This is a genomic window from Kineosporia babensis, from assembly GCF_021129305.1.
Classification (GTDB): Bacteria; Actinomycetota; Actinomycetes; order Actinomycetales; family Kineosporiaceae; genus Kineosporia; species Kineosporia babensis.
Genome location: NZ_JAJOMB010000007.1, coordinates 54,606 through 71,006, shown reverse-complemented (window position 1 = coordinate 71,006; position 16,401 = coordinate 54,606). Strand labels below are relative to the sequence as shown.

The 16,401-nt window shown below is 70.4% G+C and carries 15 protein-coding genes and 1 pseudogene; 6 read left to right on the top strand and 10 right to left on the bottom strand.

The features are described from left to right. Positions 1–47 precede the first annotated feature (47 nt). Entirely contained in the window at positions 48–998 is a 951-nt protein-coding gene (locus LR394_RS14855) for a LysR family transcriptional regulator (protein WP_269329187.1), read from the top strand. Further along, positions 989–1,642 carry a GntR family transcriptional regulator gene (locus LR394_RS14850; protein ID WP_231442143.1) on the top strand — a complete coding sequence of 218 codons (654 nt, stop codon included), beginning with the start codon at positions 989–991 and terminating at the stop codon, positions 1,640–1,642. Before LR394_RS14855 ends, LR394_RS14850 begins: the two co-directional genes overlap by 10 nt. Here LR394_RS14850 and LR394_RS14845 read toward each other — a convergent pair. Both LR394_RS14845 and LR394_RS14840 read right to left on the bottom strand, forming a co-directional pair. Next, positions 1,617–2,183 carry an Rv1733c family protein gene (locus LR394_RS14845; RefSeq protein WP_231442141.1) on the bottom strand — a complete coding sequence of 189 codons (567 nt, stop codon included), beginning with the start codon at positions 2,181–2,183 and terminating at the stop codon, positions 1,617–1,619. The genes LR394_RS14850 and LR394_RS14845 overlap by 26 nt on opposite strands. Positions 2,184–2,293: 110 nt before the next feature. Beyond that, the gene (locus LR394_RS14840) at positions 2,294–3,832 is read right to left on the bottom strand and encodes an LCP family protein (RefSeq protein WP_231442139.1); all 1,539 of its coding nucleotides are present in this window, start codon (positions 3,830–3,832) and stop codon (positions 2,294–2,296) included. 142 nt (positions 3,833–3,974) lie between these two features. Here LR394_RS14840 and LR394_RS43645 point away from each other — a divergent pair. After that, positions 3,975–4,196: pseudogene (locus tag LR394_RS43645) on the top strand (VOC family protein); the annotation flags it as partial. A gap of 40 nt (positions 4,197–4,236) precedes the next feature. Then, positions 4,237–4,701, top strand: coding sequence for a VOC family protein (locus tag LR394_RS14835; protein WP_231442137.1), 465 nt, complete (start codon positions 4,237–4,239; stop codon positions 4,699–4,701). On the opposite strand, the gene LR394_RS14830 is transcribed toward LR394_RS14835, so the two are convergent. The 6 genes from LR394_RS14830 to LR394_RS14805 all read right to left on the bottom strand — a co-directional run bounded on the left by LR394_RS14830 (position 4,698) and on the right by LR394_RS14805 (position 12,629). Next, on the bottom strand, positions 4,698–6,293 hold the full coding sequence (locus LR394_RS14830) for a serine/threonine-protein kinase (protein WP_231442135.1): 1,596 nt from the start codon (positions 6,291–6,293) through the stop codon (positions 4,698–4,700). The two genes, LR394_RS14835 and LR394_RS14830, sit on opposite strands and share 4 nt — an antisense overlap. Before the next feature lie 3 nt (positions 6,294–6,296). Beyond that, positions 6,297–8,078 (bottom strand): zinc ribbon domain-containing protein, encoded by a 1,782-nt coding sequence (locus LR394_RS14825; protein WP_231442133.1) that lies wholly within the window; start codon positions 8,076–8,078, stop codon positions 6,297–6,299. A 69-nt stretch (positions 8,079–8,147) separates the two neighbouring features. Beyond that, positions 8,148–9,566, bottom strand: a complete 1,419-nt coding sequence (locus tag LR394_RS14820) for an FHA domain-containing protein (RefSeq protein ID WP_231442131.1) — start codon at positions 9,564–9,566, stop codon at positions 8,148–8,150. Between the two features lie 35 nt (positions 9,567–9,601). Then, on the bottom strand, positions 9,602–10,777 hold the full coding sequence (locus LR394_RS14815) for an FAD/NAD(P)-binding protein (RefSeq protein WP_231442129.1): 1,176 nt from the start codon (positions 10,775–10,777) through the stop codon (positions 9,602–9,604). 93 nt (positions 10,778–10,870) lie between these two features. After that, on the bottom strand, positions 10,871–11,623 hold the full coding sequence (locus LR394_RS14810; RefSeq protein ID WP_231442127.1) for an enoyl-CoA hydratase: 753 nt from the start codon (positions 11,621–11,623) through the stop codon (positions 10,871–10,873). Positions 11,624–11,702: 79 nt separating this feature from the next. Beyond that, positions 11,703–12,629: an LLM class F420-dependent oxidoreductase gene (locus LR394_RS14805; RefSeq protein ID WP_231442125.1), complete on the bottom strand. Its 927-nt coding sequence runs from the start codon at positions 12,627–12,629 to the stop codon at positions 11,703–11,705. Positions 12,630–12,807: 178 nt separating this feature from the next. On the opposite strand from LR394_RS14805, the gene LR394_RS14800 reads away from it, so the two are divergent. Then, complete coding sequence (locus LR394_RS14800) at positions 12,808–13,170, top strand: YidH family protein (RefSeq protein ID WP_231442123.1); 363 nt, start codon at positions 12,808–12,810, stop codon at positions 13,168–13,170. Beyond that, a complete protein-coding gene (locus LR394_RS14795; RefSeq protein ID WP_231442121.1) occupies positions 13,170–13,487 on the top strand; it encodes a DUF202 domain-containing protein in 318 nt (105 codons plus the stop codon). The genes LR394_RS14800 and LR394_RS14795 overlap by 1 nt, the downstream gene beginning before the upstream one ends. Before the next feature lie 19 nt (positions 13,488–13,506). On the opposite strand, the gene LR394_RS42960 is transcribed toward LR394_RS14795, so the two are convergent. Beyond that, on the bottom strand, positions 13,507–15,717 hold the full coding sequence (locus tag LR394_RS42960; protein WP_231442119.1) for a SpoIIE family protein phosphatase: 2,211 nt from the start codon (positions 15,715–15,717) through the stop codon (positions 13,507–13,509). Continuing rightward, positions 15,714–16,343, bottom strand: a complete 630-nt coding sequence (locus tag LR394_RS14785; protein WP_231442117.1) for a biliverdin-producing heme oxygenase — start codon at positions 16,341–16,343, stop codon at positions 15,714–15,716. Before LR394_RS14785 ends, LR394_RS42960 begins: the two co-directional genes overlap by 4 nt. Between the last annotated feature and the right edge of the window lie 58 nt (positions 16,344–16,401).

Here is a 16,401-nt window from a genome sequence, read left to right as displayed (position 1 = left end):
CTGAGCATCCTCTGGTCAGGATCGTTAAGTCCATCTAGATTTTCTTCATGTCAATCGACAGTCCGGACTTCACGATCGACCTGCGCAAGCTCCGGCTGCTGCGTGAGGTCGAGCGGCGCGGAACGGTGGCCGCCGCAGCGCTGGCCCTGCACCTCACCCCCTCGGCGGTCAGCCAGCAGGTGGCCGGGCTGGCCCGTGAGCTCGGGGTGCCGTTGCTGGAGAAGCAGGGACGAGGGGTGCGGCTGACCGGGCACGCGCGGGTGCTGCTGGGGCACGGGCTGGCGATCGAGGCCCAGCTGGAACGGGCCCGGTCGGATCTGGCCGCGTTCCAGGACGGTTCGGTCGGTGAGGTGCGGGTGGCCACCCTGCCCACGGCGGTCGCGGCGGTGGTCGGCCCGGCCATGGTGCAGCTGCGGCGTGAGCGTCCCGGGTTGCAGGTGCTCTCCCGCGACAAGAATCCGCAGGCGGCGCTGCGGGCGCTGGACGCCGGCGAGGCCGACATCGCGATCACCGTGGACCATCCCGGCGGGCCGCGCCCGGACGATCCCCGCTACGCCCGGGTCGACCTGATCACCGACGTGCTGGACGCCGTGCTGCCCGAGGACCACCCGCTGGCCGAGGAGAGCGAGATCGACCTGGCCCGGCTGGCGCACGAGGAGTGGATCTCCGGCAATCCCGACGACGCCTGCTCGGTGATCGCCGAGAACGCCTGCACCGCAGCCGGCTTCCTGCCCGATGTGCGGCACTGGACGATCGAGTACGACGCTCTCGCCGCGCTGGTCTCGGCCGGCGCGGGGGTGGGGCTGATCCCGCGGCTGGCCCAGCCGTTACGCTTCGCCAATGTCCGTACCGTGCCTGTGGCCACCTCACCCGCCCGGCAGGTGTACGCCGTGACCCGGGCGGGACGTTCGGCCGATGCTCCCACGTCGGTGGTCCTGAACAAACTGAAAACGGTTGCCGCGGCCCGGCACGATGCCACCATCGGCTCATGGGGCTGAAGCCGCGGACCGCGCACCAGAACGTCACCGAGCGGCTGCGCGAGGCCATCCTCACCGGAGAGCTGCAGACCGGCACCCACCTGGTGCAGTCCGAGCTGGCGGCCGGGCTGGAGGTCAGCGTCACCCCGGTCCGGGAAGCGTTGCGCGAGCTGGAGAGTCAGGGCCTGGTCGACTCCGACCCGTTCCGCGGATCGACGGTGCACCAGGTCGGCCTGGCCGAGTTGCAGGAGATCCACGAACTGCGCCGGCTGCTCACCCCGACCGCGGTCCGCGAGCGGGTGCGGACCATCACCGACGACGAGATCGACCAGGCCCGGGCCCTGCTCGGCGATCTGGACCCGGACCTGCCCAACCGGGTCTGGGTGGAGACCGCGCGCACCGTCCGCCGGGTGCTGGAAGGCACCTCGACCAGGCGGAACCTGGCCACGATTCTGCGCCGCCTGAGCGATGTCTCGGAGCTGTACGCCGGGCTGGCCGTGCACACCGAGGCCGAGCGCCGCAGCGTGCTCGACGACCACCACGCCCTGGTCCGGGCCTATGCGGACCGGGACGCCGGGCGGGTGACCGAGATCGAGCTGCACCGGCTGGACGAGGCCACCCAGCGCACCGCGGCGGCGCTCAGGCATTCATCGAAAACCCGTTGAGCCGGCGCCATTCCTCGTCCAGCTCACGGGCCCGGTGCCGGTTCAGCACCGAGCGGGTGCCCTGGTAGCCGAGCCCGCCGACCGCCAGCGCGGCGAGCATCAGGCCCACCCCGATCCCGATCGCGTCGAGCCAGACGTTGAGCCGGGTCATCGGGGCGGTGGTCATCTCGCCCGCCTCGTCCACCCAGACCGGCACCAGATCGCCGGGCAGCGTCGAACCGGGCACCGCCAGGTGCCCGGAGTGCGCCACCTGGTCGGGATAGGTCCAGGTCACGGTGGCCAGGTGGTTGCGGGCGATCCGGGTCTGCGGATCGCCGGCGGCGACCGTGGCGGTGACCAGCTGCCGGGTGGCCAGCTCCTGGTCCGAGATCACGGAAAAGTGCTGCCAGGTGCGCCAGCCGGCGAACAACGCCACCGGCAGCACCACAATCACGAGGACGACCGCGGCCAGCCCGGAGTACGCCTGAATCCGGTCGCTGCGCCGTCGCAACGGGTTGTGGTCCCGGCCGAAGCCCGGCCGGGTGGCCATCGAGAACCTCATACCTCTATTGAGTCCCTCGCGCGGCCATTACGCCATCCGGCATACCGGGCCAGAACCTGCTTAGGGACGAGTGGCGCGCCTTTGGGGACTCAGGTCCCGTCCCCCTCGGGTCACTGGTCCGAATCGCGGACGTCGGTGGCCAGGGCGTACGCCTGCACCGGCGACATCGAGACGCCGTTGTAGGTGACCGTGTTCTGGGTGCTGACCGGCACACAGCCGGACTTCTCGGCGCTGGAGGCGTGCGAGTCGGCCAGCGCCTCCTCCTGCTGGGCCTTGGTGATCTTCGGGTAGGTCTCACCCGCCGTCCAGTCCTCGCCGACGACCAGCGTCACCGTGTCCACCTCGTCGTCCGGCTCCACCATGGACAGCGGGATCTTCAGGGCCTCGGCCAGTTGCTCGGCGTGCTCCTTCTGACGTTTGCCCTGGTAGAGAACCGCGCTGGACTCCTGGGCCGAGCCGGTGGAGGTGTCGGTGGCCGCGATGTAACCGTCGTCCTGCAGGGTCTGGGCGAGCTTCTTGGCCCGGCCGTCCTGGCCGCTGCGGTTGCGCACCTGAACCGAGAAATAGGTGCCGGAGGTCGGCTCGGCGCTCGCGGTCGCCGTCGGGGCGTTCTTGTCCTTGCTCAGCGACCGGTCGGCGATGATCGTGTCGAACAGCTTCTGCGCGGCCTCGGCCGGCACCACCCGGTTGGAGTTGTCCGGGTCCGGCACGGTCTGCATGGTGGTGAAGGTGATCCGGTCGGTGTCCACCTTGTTGAACTCGTTAGCCAGGTCGATCAGCTTCGGGATGTCGTCCAGACCCTCGTCCACGGTCAGCGCCTTGGTCGCGGCGTCGGCCACCCCGTAGAGCTTGGTCGGGTTCAGCAGCGTGCCCCGGTCCTTGAGCGCGCGGATCGCGGCCGACAGGAAGGCGTGCTGGCCGTAGGTGCGGCCCAGGTCGCTGCCGTCGCCGAAACCGTGCCGGGTGCGCACGAACTGCAGGGCGGCCTCGCCCTTCAGCGTGTGCTTGCCCTCGCTCAGCTTCAGGTGCGAGTAGGTGTCGTAGACGTTGTTGTCCACGCACACCTCCACCCCGCCGGTGGCGTCGGACATCTCGATCACGCCGGAGAAGTCGATCAGCGCGAAGTGGTCGATGGTGATCCCGGTGAGCTTGTGGATCGCCGCCACGCTGCAGCCCGGCCCGTAGTTCAGGCTGGTGTTGATCTGGCCGTGCCGTTCGGCCACGCTCTGCCCGGTGTCCGGGTCCTTGCAGCCGGGCAGGTCGGTCATCGTGTCGCGGGGCACGCTCATCGCGGTGATGTTGCTGCGGTCGGCCGACACGTGCACCAGCAGCTGGACGTCCGCGTTGGAGTGGGTCTCGTCGCAGGCCCCGCCCAGCTGGCAGTTCTCCTTCGAGGAGCGCGAGTCGGTGCCGATCACCAGCACGTTGACCGGGACCCGGCCCTGCTCGTCAGCGGTCTGCTCGCCCGCGCCGCCGCTGGTGCCGGAGTACAGGGCGGAGGAGGAGATGTTGGCGTTCAGCCGGGTGTACAGGTACACGCCACCCCCGGCGGTGGCCAGCAACAGCAGGACCACCGTGTAGAGGGTGAAGGTGAGCCAGCGCCCCCGCTTGGCCGCTTCCCGCGAGTGCCGTACCGGCGTGGGGCTCATGAGTGCGATCTCGGTATTGGCACAAAGGGGCACACTAGCCGCGCATCGGCTGCTTTCGTGGGCGGTGTGCCGCACGTCATACCGCTCATGGGGACATAGTCGGCAGGAGCCGCCCGGGCATTAGGCCATTAGCCTGAAGTTCATGCAGATTCGGTGGCTGACCATGTTTCTGGACCTCCCGGAGCCGGACTTCGCGGCCGGGGCGCAGTTCTGGAGTGAGGTCACGGGCAGCACTCTCTCGCCCCCGCGCGGTGAGCACGGCGAGTTCGCGACCCTGCTTCCGGAAACTGGGGACGCCTACGTCCGGGTCCAGCGGTTGGGTTCCGGATCGTCGGGTTGTCACCTGGACCTGCACCTTCCGGCCGCCGAGCTCCCTTCGGCCGTGGAACAGGCGGTTTCGGCCGGTGCAGCACGAGCCCGACTACGATGTCCTGGTCAGCCCCGGCGGTTTCGTCTTCTGCCTGGTGCCGTGGGAAGGCGAGCGGGTCGTGCCGGCGCCGTACGGGCTGCCGGATTCCGAAGGCCAGGCCCGCCTGGACCAGCTCTGCATCGACATCCCGCCCGGCCTCTGGGATCGCGAGACGGCGTTCTGGTCAGCGCTGACTGGCTGGGACCTGCAGCACCAGGGCGAGTCCGAGTTCACCCGGCTGAGTGAGCCTGACGGCCTGCCCCTACGCCTCCTGCTGCAGCGCCTGGACGACCCAACACCCACGGTCACCGCGCACCCGGATTTCGCCGCTCCGCAACGACGTTCGCTAGCGCCTGCCCACGCCGCACTCGGAGCTGAGGTGGGGCCGTGGACCCAGCTGTGGACCGTGATGACTGATCCGGTCGGCCGCACGTACTGCCTGACTGGGCGAAAGATCTAGTCCTCGAGCAGGCGGATCGACTCCTGCACCCGGTCCAGCCGGTCGGACAGCTTCTCGGCGTCCTGGTCGCGGGTGAAGAGCACGATGTGGTCGGTCTCGCCGGAGGCCGCCCGCACCATCAGGTAGCGGATGCTCAGCCGCAGCGTCGGGTCCTTGCTGGCGATCAGCGTGCCCTCCACCGCCCAGGCCGCATGGTCGTCCACCGTGGTCGGCACCGGGGTGCCGAGTTCCTTCTTGTTCTTGGCCAGGAAGGTTTCCAGGTGCTGGCTGACCGCGGTGGCGTCGCTCAGGTCCATCCGGGTTGTCTGCTGCGCGTACAGGCCCTCCACGCTGGTGCCGTTGCGGATCGCCGCGATCACGTTCGTCCAGTCCCCGGTCTCCAGCACGGCGCTGTACTGATTGGTGCAGAAACAGGTCTTGCGCAGGTTGGGGTGGGCCTTCCAGTCCGCCGGGCGGTCGAAGGCCAGCCAGGAGGTGGCCTCGTCCTCGCCCTGGTAGCTGACGAATTCCGGCTCCAGCCAGCGGGGGAGCGCGAAGAAGGCCGTTGCCAGCAGGGCGATCACGGCCACAGCGGCCACGATCCACGGGGTGCGACGGTTGCGGGAGTTGGTGGTGCGGGCCAGAACCGCGGGCGCGGGCGGGGTGAGGATCGGCTCGTCCAGGCCGGGCTGATCGTCCATCGAGTCGGCCGGGGCGCGGCGCTGGCTCATCGAGAAACCGGTCTGTGGCGGGGGAATCTCGCCGGTGCGGAAGGCCTCGCGCAGTTCGGCGATGACGGCCCGGCACGACTGGGTGCGTTGCTGCGGGTCTTTCGTCATCGCGCGGGCGATCACCTCGTCCACGGCCGCGGGGATTCCGGGCACGTAGCCGGCCAGGGGCAGCGGTTCGGCCGACATGTGGGCCCAGAGCATGGCCGCGTCGTCGTCGCGCTGGAACGGCGGACGGCCGGAGAGCGCCTCGTACAGAACGCATCCCATGGCGTACACATCGGCGGCGTGGGAGACCTCCTGCGCTGCGATCTGCTCGGGGGCGACGTAGGAGATGGTGCCGATGAAGTGCCCGGCGGTGGTGAAGCCGGACAGGCTGGTGGAACGCTTGGTCAGGCCGAAATCGGTCAGGTAGACGTGGTTCTCGGGCTGGTTGGCGATCAGGATGTTGCCGGGCTTGACGTCGCGGTGGATCAGGCCGTGCGCGTGCGCAGTGTCCAGGGCGGCGGCCACCTGGGTGAACATCGGCAGCACGTCGGCCGGATCGAGGCGGCCGTCGGCGGCGATCAGCCGGCCCAGGTCCTGCCCGTCCACGAACCGCATGGCAATGTAGAGAACGCCCTCGGCCTCGCCGGCCGCGTAGATCGGCATCACGTTGGGGTGGTCGATCGAGGCGGCGAGTTCGGACTCACGGATGAAGCGCTGCCGGAACTTGTCGTTGGTGGCCAGTTCTGGGGCAATGAGTTTCAGCGCGACCCGGCGGCCCAGCGAGAGGTCGCGGGCCCGGTAGACCACCGCCATGCCGCCCCGGGCGATGTACCCCTCGATCTCGTACCCGGCGAGCACGTCGCCGGGGGAGAGCATCATCTGTCCGCGCGGGTCCACGGTCTACCCCTTGCTCACGGTGGCGCTCGACGGCGCCCCGCACGAGTAGCAGAAGCGATCACCCGGACTGAGTTGCGTGCCGCACTGCCTGCAGAAGCCACCCGAGGGGCGGGAAAGAGGCTGGGGTTGGGGCTGGTTGGGCTCGCCGCGTTTGAGGGTCGGTTCCTCGCCGGACTTCACGTCGGTGGTGCCGGTGGCGAAGAGAGCGGTCGAGTTGGTGGCCTGGCCCGGGTTGGTGGCCTGGCTCGGGTTGGTGGGTTGGCTCGTCGGGTTGGTTGCCTGGCTGGGGTTACTGCTTGAGGACGTCGGCCCGCCGGTCGGCGTCCCGGGATCGGCTTCTTCGTCGCCCTGGTTCTCCGGGCCGCCCTCGTCGTGCCGCCTGGACATTGCGACGGCGATGCCCACGCCGATCAGGACCAGGATGACCAGAGCACTGAACACCGCGATGGCCAGACCGCTCCAGCCCTCGTCCTGGTCGGTCACCGCCAGCACGTCGGCCTCGTCGGAAAGGTCCTCGGCGCTGCCGGCCTTCTGCTCGGCCCGGGCCAGCAGGTCCCGGGCCACGCGCTGACCGCCGGACTCCTGCACCGCGACCTCCAGCTTGGGCACCGCGGCGGCGAACTGGGCGGCCTCGAACAGCTCGAGACCGTCCTGGAACTGTGCGTCGACCGGGCTGGAGTCTCTGGTCAGGCCGAAGGTGCGCAGGTCGTTGGAGATGTGCGAGGCGGAGACCGCGGCCAGCTCGTCGCTGCCGGCCGCAGTGCCGAGGAAGGCCACCAGATCACCGCGGGCCGAGACCACCGGCGCCCCCTCGGCCAGGTCCCCGAACTCCTTGTCCCACTTGGCCAGATCGGCCGCGGAGATCGGATCCTGCTCGGAGTCGGTCAGGGTGCCGGTACCGACCAGCGGTTCCTCGTTCACCCCGCGCGAGCTCACCACCCAGTACTTGGCCCCCGGCTCGGGATTGGCCAGCTGCAGGGTGAGCGGGGTGATGCCGCGCGGCTGGGTGGAGACCGCGGCCACCCGGGCGTCCGACTGCGCCAGCCCCTCCAGCTCGGCGCTGCCCTTGTCCTGAACGCTGGGCACGATCTTCTGGTGCATCACCACGAAAACCGCGCAGTGGTGCGAGGTCTTCCAGTCGTAGCAGTCCTGCAGCCGGTCGTTCATCGCCGGGTCGGTGGGCGGGGTGTCGGCCAGTTCGCCCTTGGTCGCACCGGTGATCGTGGTCCGGGCGAACGGGTCGTCCGGCAGCTCCTTCAGGAACTTGGCGTCGACGAAGGCCTTGTTGATGCCCCAGGTGGCGAACCGCTCGATCTGCTTCTCGTCGTCGTACAGCGCACCCTTGCTGGTGATCACCAGACCCTGGGCATTGACGAAGGCACCGGAGGCGACCGCCTGAGGGTCACCGACCTCGGGGTAGCCGTAGTTCTCCACATGGAAGTGGTGCAGCGCCACGTACACGTCGGCCACCGTCTCGACCCGCACCAGCGCCCCCTGCGCGATCAGGTCGGGCGTGGACCACTCCTGATTGCCCTGAGGCAGGTCCACGTGCGCGTCGGCGTCGTGCTCGCTCGCGGTGGGGGAGGAACCGGCCGACGGAGACGGATTGCCCCCGCCGCTGTGCCCGTCGTGACCGCCGGCCGGCTCCGTGTAGTTGGCCGGGCGGAAATCGGCTGAGTGCAGCGCGGCGGCACTCTGCGCTGCCCAGACGGTGGCGAGCAGACACAGGGCCAGGCCGAGCGCGGCGGTGCGCGATCGGCGACAGGTGCGCTGACGTGGGCGCATGCTCATTTCCTGCCCTCGGAGGGAACCTCCCGACAGTATCGGCGCTCGGGGCAAGACCGACATAGTCCGTTACTCGCCCGCACTGTGATAGCCGTCGAAGGTCAGGGTGCGACGGCCGATCCGGATGACGGTGCCACCGGCCAGCTCGGCCGCGTCCTCGCCGTGCACCGCGTGGTTGCCACCGGCGTCCATCAGGTAGGTGCCGTTGGCCGATCCCTCGTCGGTCAGGCAGACCGACCAGTCCACCAGGGTGATCCGGGCGTGCACCCGGGAGACCCCGTTGACCTCGTCGTTGAGGTACATCGGTTTGGCGTCACCGGCCTGCACCGCCGGATGCGTGGCCGGGTCCCGGCCGATGATCAGGTCGCTGTCGATGGTCACCGAGGTGCCGTCGTCCAGCACCAGCACGCCCAGGGTGGGCCGGGGCCGATGGGTGATCCGCCGGGTGACCTGCTGCAGCGAGATGCCGCAGATGGCGCAGTAGCTGGCCTTCGGATCGTTGAAGTGGCTGCGGGAGCACAGCACCCCCTCGATCGGCGGGATGTTCGGGCGCGGAATCGCCAGTCCACCGCCGGGGGTGCGCAGCGGCGGTGGGGGTGGTGGGGGTTTGCGCGGCTCGAACACGGCCGCGGTCTCGGCCACCGGTTGCAGGTGCGCCTGGATCGGTAGCTGGGGCTGACCGAAGTGCGGGGTGGAGGGCAGCAGTGAACCGAGGCTGCGCTCTCCCGAGGCCTCGGGCTGCGGCTCGGGCGGCGGGGCCGGTTCCGGCTCGTGCGGGGTGATGGTGCCGAACTCGGTCTGCCCGTGGATCTCGGCCACTTCCAGCAGCGCGGGGATCTCCATCCGGCGCTCGGCGGTGACCGCCAGATCGGCCGGGACCTGTTCCTCGGTCTGCGCTTCCGAAACCTGGGCTTCCGAAACCTGGGCTTCCGAAACCTGGGCCTCGGAAGTCTGGGCCTCCAGAGTTCGGGCCTGCGGGGTTCGGGCCAGGACGACTCCACCGCCGTGGAGAGTGCCCCGGGACAGGTTCAGCGCGATCCCCTCCATCGCCACTGATTCCGTCCCGGGGCACGTCTGAGGTGAGCTCGTCGTCCACAGTTCGAAACCGTCGACGGGCTCGGTGAATCGCCGTTCCACCCAGGCCAGCGAATCGGTGCCGCGCAGTCGCACCGCACTCCCGCCGACCGGACGGATCTCGGCCTCGGCCTGGTCGTGCAGCAGGACGACCAGACCCTGATCGGTGTCCAGAGCCAGCCCGAAGGCGGGCAGGTCCTGGCGGGCACAACGGGTGGCCATCTCGGCCACTGCCAGAACCGTTGCCCGGCCGGAGGAATCGTCCGCCATCCGGCCGCAGGCCTCGATCAGGGCCTGGGCCTGCGGCAGTTGCCCGGCGGTGAGCTCGGCCACGGTCAGCACCACGCCCGACCCCCGGTGCACCAGGCCGTCGCCCGGAATCACGGCGGTGCTGCTGCTTTCGATGACGCTCATCTGGATCGGCCCTTCTGCTCAGGCGTTCTCGGACTTTAGGGTCGGCGGGTCCGGCGGAATGGCCCCGGGCGCTTGCCGAAGCCCTGGCGGGTCAGGTCACGGGCGATCTCCTCGGTGGCGGCCCGCAGGCCGGCGAAGCTGTCGTCCTGGTCCTCACCGGTGAGTGTGGCCGCGCCGCTGGCGTACATCCGGCCGATCCCGTTGCGGGTGCCGTGCACCTCGAAAGTGCGTTCCACCGCCAGCCGGTTCACCGGATTACGCCGGGCCCCACCGTGATCGAGCAGGTCGTGCAGCACCCGGTGCTCGGTGATGCCGGCCTCCAGCCCGGTGCAGTCGATCACGAAGTCACAGCCGATCTCGGTGCTGCCCGGGCCCAGCAGCATCGACAGCCGGTTGCCGTTCACCCGCAGCAGCTGGGCATCGCCGCTGACCGGCAGGTACCAGCCCTGGCTGACGCCCTGCCGGAGTTGTTTCTGCCAGGATCGCGCGGACGGCCTCTGCCTTCCCCCAGAGACCGCCCGCACGATCCGGACGTTCGTCCGCAACCGACTGCGGTCGTCCACCAGCCTTTTCAGGATCCGGTCGGCCACCGCGTCGCTGCCCCGGACCACCACGGTGCAGGGCCGGGCCAGGATCTCGCGGTAGACGTGCTCGTGTCCTTCGTAGGCGTTGACCACCCGGTGGTGGTCCCCGGTGTCGGCCCGATAGCGCTGCAGGTCGGTGCGGAACTTCAGGCCGGCATAACCCACCGCCAGATGCACGAACTGGCTGCGGAAGGCCACCCGCCGGGTCGGCGAGCTTCCGGCCGGCGGCGTCACAACGGTGAAGTAGCCACCGCCCTGACGCCGCCGGACCATCCGCACCATGCCCTTGACCAGCAGCTCGGAGTACCCGATGCGCTCGTGCCGGCGGCGGATCCCGTCGATCACCTGGGCGCGCTGCGGGCCAGGAACCTGCGAGACCCGGGTGAGGTGCTCGTAGGTCTGCCAGGGCACGTCCAGGTTCGACAGCACCCGGACGTCACCGGCGGCTGCCCCCCTCGACAGCAGCCGGTCGATCAGCAGGAACGATCCGAGTCCGCCACCGATGCTGACGAACCGCATGTCGGTGACCGGGATCCCGGCCTGCACCAGCAGGTGATCGGACCAGACGTCGGTGTTCAGGAGGCGATCGGTGAGGTCGCCGTCTCCCCTCCGCGCGGTGGCCTGCATCGTCCGCCTCCTTCTGCACCGTCGTCGTTGCTGACGGGAAGAAGACTGGACCGGGGCGATGAAGGTTCGCTGAAGGCTGTCCTTCAGCCGGCTTCAGCGCTTGGTGAAGCGCTCCACGAACTCGGCGAAGTCGGGCCGGCCCACGGTGGCGGCCTGCGCCCAGGACTCGAACTCCAGCACCTCGGGCAGCTCGGAGGTCTCGGCGATCTGCACGGCCCGCTTGGCGTCGCGGATCAGGCCCGGGTCACGGGCGGCGGCCTGGTGGGCGAGCCGGGTGGCGGCCTTGACCGGGTCCTCGGCGATCTGGGTGACCAGGCCGTGCCGCAGCCCGGTCTCGGCGTCGATGGTCTCGGCGGCGATGATCGCGGCCAGGGCCCGGTCGGCACCCATCCGCCGGGTCAGGAACCAGCTGGCCCCGCCGCCCGGGTGCAGGCCGATGTCGGCGAACGTGACGGCGAACTGGGCGTTGGCCCCGGCGATCACGATGTCGCAGGCCAGTGCGATGTTGACGCCCGCGCCGACGGCCACCCCGTGCACCGCGGCGATGGTCGGGATGGGCAGGTCGGCCACCCCGAGGAAGCTGGCGTAGATGTTCTTCAGATCGTCGCGGATCTGCGCGGTGGGCCGGTTCAGGTCACCGAACAGGCTGTGGATGTCGGCGCCCGCGCAGAACGCCTTGCCCTCGGCCCGGATCACCAGGGCCCGGGCCTCCTCGTCGGTGGCCACCCGGGCCACCGCCTCGGCCAGCTCGTCCAGCATCTGGGCGGACAGCGCGTTGCGCTTCTTGGGTGCGGCCAGCACGATGTGGCGCACCGGCCCGTCCTTCTCCAGCCGGACCGACTTCATCGTCGAACCTCCTCCGCGTCCGTGACCACACGCGTCCTCAGTCCGGATCGGTGGACGCGTGTGATCACGAATACAACACTCAGCCGAGCTGCGGGGCCACTTCGGAGGCAACCAGCTCGAGGTGGTCCAGGTCGGACAGGTCGAGCATCTGCAGGAACAGCCGGGTGGCGCCGGCCTCGGCGTACTTGCCGATCGCCTCCACCGCCTCGGCCGGGGTACCGACGATGCCGCCGTTACCGCGCATCTCCTCCACGTCCCGGCCGATCGCGGCGGCCCGGCGCTTCACCTCGGCGTCGTCGCGGCCCACGCACAGCACCGCGGCCGAGGAGAACACCGGCAGGTCACTGCGGCCGGCCGCCGCGCACGCCTCGCGCACCCGCTGGAAGATCGGCGCGACCTCGGCCTGCTTGACGAACGGGGTGTTGAACTCGGAGGCGAAGCGGGCAGCCAGCGCAGGAGTGCGCTTGGCGCCGGTGCCGCCCACGATGAACGGCAGCTTCTCCTGGGCCGGCTTGGGCAGCGCGGGGGAGTCCACCACCTGGTAGTGCTTACCGGTGAAGTTGTAGGTCTGCCCGATCGGGGTGCGGAACAGGCCGTCGATGATCTCGTACTGCTCCTCCAGCCGGTCGAAACGCTCACCCAGCGGCGGGAAGGGGATGGCGTAGGCGTTGTGCTCCGCCTCGAACCAGCCGGCGCCGAGGCCGAGCTCGACCCGGCCGCCGCTCATCTGGTCGACCTGGGCCACGCTGATCGCCAGCGGGCCCGGGTAGCGGAAGGTGCCGGAGGTGACCAGCGTGCCGAGGCGGATGGTGGAGGTCTGCAGAGCCAGACCGGCCAGGGTCACCCAGGCGTCGGTCGGGCCGGGCAGGCCGTCGCCGCCCATCGTGAGGTAGTGGTCGGAGCGGAAGAAGGCGTCGTATCCGGCGTTCTCCGCAGACTGGGCAACCTTGAGCAGATCCTGGTAGCTAGCCCCCTGCTGGGGCTCGGTGAAGATGGCCAAGCGCATGGGCCCAGCCTGTCAGACCGGGCCGGGCCGGGCGGGGCCGGGCGGGGCCGAGGGTGGTCAGCCTTCTCCAGTGACTCTGTCGGATTGCCAGGTCTGGTCGAAACGCCATGAAATAACGTTCATCTCACTCTCGTCCGGCCGCTTGTGAACGCATGGTGAAGCACCGACCATGGGAAGCATGGTGCCTTCCTGGGAGCGCAAGCTCCTCTCCGAGGGGAAGGCTCCGGACCCGCGGTTCACCCTGGCCAACGAACGCACGTTCCTGGCCTGGATCCGCACGTCGCTGGGCCTGATCGCCGGCGGCATCGGTGCGGACGCCTTCCTGACCGATGTCCCCGACCTGGAACGGGAACTGATCAGCTCGGTCCTGCTGCTGATGGGCGGGGCCCTGGCGGTGGCCGCCTACCGCCGCTGGTGGGCCGGTGAGCGGGCGATGCGGGCCGGTGAGCCGCTGCCCCTGCTCGGGATGGTCGGGCTGATCGGCTACGGCGTCGGCCTGGCTGCGCTGGTGCTGGTCGGTGTTGTCCTGCTGACCAGCTGATGGCCCGCTCGGACGATCCCGGGCTCCAGGTCGAGCGGACCACTCTGGCCTGGATCCGGACCGCACTGGCCTTCGCGGTGGTCTCGCTGCTGCTGATCCGCACCGGCCGGCCGGAGACCATCGTGGTGGCGATCCTGCTGGCGATGGCCGGGGTGATCACCGCGGCCGGGCTGGGGCTGGTCCAGCGGGCCCGGCACCGCGGCCGGGTCACCGACTTCAACCAGGCCGATCCGGTGCACGGTCCGCGAGCGGTGCTGGTGGGCACGCTGCTCACCATCGTGCTCGCCCTGGGGGCCCTGTACTGCGTCTGGTCCTAGGGTTGTATTGCGTCTGGTCCTAGAGCTTGCGGCGGATGGCCAGCAGCGTGGTGTCGTCGGTGCGGGGCTGGGGCGCGGCCTCGATCAGCGCATCGGCCAGCTTCGCCAGCGGCTCCTGGCCGACCTCGGCGACGGTGCCGGCCAGGCGCTGGATGCTCTCCTCGGGTGAGAGCCGGCGGTCCTCGCTGAGCCCGTCGGAGTACAGCACCAGCGTCTCGCCCGGCTCGAGGGTGCCCGACCAGGAGACCGCCGGCGTGTCCACACCCAGCCCGACCGGCAGCCGGGCATCCATCAGGATCGGCCCGGCCTGGGCCAGCACCGGGTGCGGATGACCGGCCCGGGCGATCTCCAGGCCGCCGGTGGCGCAGTCGTACAACGCCAGCACCACCGTGGCCAGGGTCGGCCGGAACACCAGGTTGGCCAGCGCATCCAGCCGGGCCAGGGTCTCGGCCGGGGGAGCGCCCTCGAGGAGGTAGGCCCGCAGGGCGGTGCGCAGCTGGGTCATCGTGGCGGTGACCGCGCTGCCGTGGCCGGTCACGTCGCCGACCACCAGAGCGAGCTTGCCGCCGGGCAGCTCGAAGCAGTCCCACCAGTCCCCGGCAAACCTTCCGTCCGGGGCGGGCACGTAGCGCACCTGCAGTTCGGCCCCGGGCACGTGCGGCAGGCGTGAGGGCTGGAGCGAGTCGTGCAGATCCTCGACGATGCTCACGGCGTCGCGCTCGTAGCGGCGCAGTTGCGCGGTGGCGGCGGTGCCCAGCGCGGCCACCGCCTGCACCTTCCAGGAGTCCCAGGGCGCGCTGCGGCCCTGCAGCTTCTCCTCGGCCGCCGCGAACGACTTCCGGGGCCCGATCCGGGCGGTGCCATCGGAGCGGATCGTGATCGTCTTGTCGTGCGGGTCGCCGGCCCAGCGCACCGTGCGCTCCACCGCCCGGTTCAGCCAGAGCATCCAGTGGCCCGGGCTGAGCGGCAGCACCAGCGCCCCGGCCACCTCGTCGGTACCCAGGTCGGCCAGGTCGTCGGTGAACGCGGGCACCCCGTCGGTACGCGCCAGCCGGGCCACGATCTGTTCCGCCACAGCCGGTTCCGGTGCAACACCCCAGGTGCTCTGCACGGCCCCGGCCCGCACCACCACGCCGCTGGCATCGGCCAGACCGGCCACCAGCGCCAGGTCGGCCCCGGCCAGCGCCTCGGTGGGAGCGAGCTGAGGCTGTTCGAGAACGGGCAGCAGCCGCTCCAGCCGGCGTTGCCCGGCCGCCAGCCGGGCCGCGTCCTCGCTGGTCTCGCGGGTGGTGACGATCTCCATGGCGGCCTGGGTGAGGAAGTCGGCCGCGGCCCGCTCGTCGTGCGAGGGCTGCAGCGGCGCCGAGTAGTGGTGGCAGGCGACCAGGCCCCAGAGCACGCCGTTGCGTACCATCGAGACCGACATCGAGGCCCGAACTCCCATGCCTCGCAGGTATTCCAGGTGAACCGGGGAGACGCTGCGCAGTGGGGCGAAGCTCAGGTCCAGCTCGCCCTCGCCGTCCTCGGGCACCCGGGGGAGCAGCCGGGCGGCGTCGGCGTGCGAGTCCACGATGAAGCGAAGCCGGTTTACCGCGTACAGCTTTCGGGCCTGGGCGGGGATGTCCGACTCCGGGTAGCGCAGGCCGAGGAACGGTTCCAGATGCGGGCGGCGCTGCTCGGCGATCACCTCGCCGTTCCACTCCCGGTCGAAGCGGTAGACCATCACCCGGTCGAACCCGGTGACCCGTTGCACCGCCGCGGTGAGCCGCTCGAAGACCGCGCCGGAGGTGGCGGCCGCTCGAAGCCGGCCGATCTGGGTGTTGGTGGCCGACAGCGAGACCGAACGCCCCAGTGACTCCTCGCTCACCGCCTCCAGTTCCACCACCAGCCGGTTCTCGCCGGAGAAGTGCACCAGAACGTCGACCGCCCGCCCGGCCCAGCGGCTGCCCTCCGGGCCCAGCCAGCGGATCGGCTCCAGCAGGTCGTCCTCGGCGACGCGCTGGGCCACCTCCGCCCACAGCTGCGGACCGAACACCAGCGCAGCGGGCGTGCCCGGCTGCGCCTGGGCCTCGGGCAGGAACTCGGCGAGGCTCTCGGAGGCGGTGAGCAGCGTGTGCCGGTGGGCGTGCAGCACCACCAGCACGCCGTGGGGCTGCACCGAACCCGGGTACTGAATCGGCTCCCGTGCGCAGTCGCCGAGATCCGGCGGGCTGACCTGTTGTTCGCTCACTGTTCCTTACCGTGCGGCCGGATCGGGGTGTGCAGCCAGGCCTCGAACACGGCGAACAGCTCGATCGCCGCCCGTACCGCCTCGGACAGCTCCTCGGGGCTGAGATCGTCCAGCAGGCGCTTGGTCTCGCGCCACGAGACGATCCTTTCCTTGGAGTGCGACAGGCTGGTGCACGCTTCCTGCGGGATGCCGGCCGAGATGGCGTGCGCCGCGATCACCGCACCGCCCAGGGCCGAGCCGTCCAGCACGTAAAGCTGCCCGAGGACCCGGCCCAGGGCAAGTTCACCGGTCGCAGGCGCGGGCCGGGGGCTGCGGGGGAGCGCGCGCACCTCGGCCTCGCTCAGGCCTAGGCTGCGCAGGTCGGCCGCGATGGCGCCGGAGCGTCGCCGTACCTTTACGTCGGGCACCCGGTGCTCGGCCGGTCGGGTGGACTGCCAGCTGCCGAGGTCGTGCTCCAGCGGTTCGTGCAGGCCGAGCATCCGCTGCAGCCACCACTGGTGCACGGCCGGACTCCAGGCCTGCAGGTCGACCAGGGAATCCAGCCGGTCGTGGGCCTGCCGGGTGGCCGCCCGTAAGGCCTCGACGCCGTGGCCTCCAGGGGAAGCCTGTTCGGGGGTAGCGCTCATCGCCGGTCCTCCTGGTGCTCGCGGACATGGTGCGCGGGGGATCAAGAGCAGAGGCAGG

Coding starts and splice junctions, on each gene's coding strand:
- LR394_RS14820 (WP_231442131.1), bottom strand. CDS start 9,566: ATGAGCGTCATCGAAAGCAGCAGCACCGCCGTGATTCCGGGCGACGGC.
- LR394_RS14840 (WP_231442139.1), bottom strand. CDS start 3,832: ATGAGCCCCACGCCGGTACGGCACTCGCGGGAAGCGGCCAAGCGGGGG.
- LR394_RS14800 (WP_231442123.1), top strand. CDS start 12,808: ATGGTGCCTTCCTGGGAGCGCAAGCTCCTCTCCGAGGGGAAGGCTCCG.
- LR394_RS14795 (WP_231442121.1), top strand. CDS start 13,170: ATGGCCCGCTCGGACGATCCCGGGCTCCAGGTCGAGCGGACCACTCTG.
- LR394_RS14850 (WP_231442143.1), top strand. CDS start 989: ATGGGGCTGAAGCCGCGGACCGCGCACCAGAACGTCACCGAGCGGCTG.
- LR394_RS14845 (WP_231442141.1), bottom strand. CDS start 2,183: ATGAGGTTCTCGATGGCCACCCGGCCGGGCTTCGGCCGGGACCACAAC.
- LR394_RS14805 (WP_231442125.1), bottom strand. CDS start 12,629: ATGCGCTTGGCCATCTTCACCGAGCCCCAGCAGGGGGCTAGCTACCAG.
- LR394_RS14785 (WP_231442117.1), bottom strand. CDS start 16,343: ATGAGCGCTACCCCCGAACAGGCTTCCCCTGGAGGCCACGGCGTCGAG.
- LR394_RS14810 (WP_231442127.1), bottom strand. CDS start 11,623: ATGAAGTCGGTCCGGCTGGAGAAGGACGGGCCGGTGCGCCACATCGTG.
- LR394_RS14855 (WP_269329187.1), top strand. CDS start 48: ATGTCAATCGACAGTCCGGACTTCACGATCGACCTGCGCAAGCTCCGG.
- LR394_RS14825 (WP_231442133.1), bottom strand. CDS start 8,078: ATGCGCCCACGTCAGCGCACCTGTCGCCGATCGCGCACCGCCGCGCTC.
- LR394_RS14815 (WP_231442129.1), bottom strand. CDS start 10,777: ATGCAGGCCACCGCGCGGAGGGGAGACGGCGACCTCACCGATCGCCTC.